This is a genomic window from Streptomyces sp. SID12501 (assembly GCF_010550245.1).
Classification (GTDB): Bacteria; Actinomycetota; Actinomycetes; order Streptomycetales; family Streptomycetaceae; genus Streptomyces.
Genome location: NZ_JAAGLU010000810.1, coordinates 1 through 419, shown reverse-complemented (window position 1 = coordinate 419; position 419 = coordinate 1). Strand labels below are relative to the sequence as shown.

Below are 419 nucleotides of genomic sequence, written 5' to 3'. Positions count from 1 at the left end.
TGCAGGCCCTGCCCGCGCAGGTCGACCAGCAGCGGCCCGAGCCCCACGGTCTCGGGCACGCGCGGCGCGTCGACCATGAGGGCCGCGGCCGGCACCTCGGCGCGCCGGTCGTGCGGCACGGCCATCGCCTTGCGCAGGTGCACGAACCCGGCGACGTCGTCGACCGAGTCCCCGATCACGGGGAACCGCGAGTGCCCGGTCTGGCGCGACAGCGCCATGACGTCGGCGGCGGAGTCGTCGCGCCGCACGACGACGAGCCGTGTGCGGTCCGTCATGACGTCGACCGCCGTGAGCGTCGAGAAGTCGATCGAGTTGGTGAGCAGCGTGGCGGTCGCGGCGTCGAGCGTGCCCTGCTCGGCGGAGCGCCGCACGAGCGACGCGAGCTCGGCCGGGGACCGCGCGCCGGACAGCTCCTCGCG

1 protein-coding gene is annotated in these 419 nt (G+C 75.7%); it reads right to left on the bottom strand.

Going from position 1 to position 419, the window contains the following annotated elements; genetic code table 11:
• Positions 1-419 (bottom strand): CBS domain-containing protein (locus tag G3I71_RS48580; protein ID WP_164325382.1); only part of this gene is annotated, 419 nt, incomplete at both ends.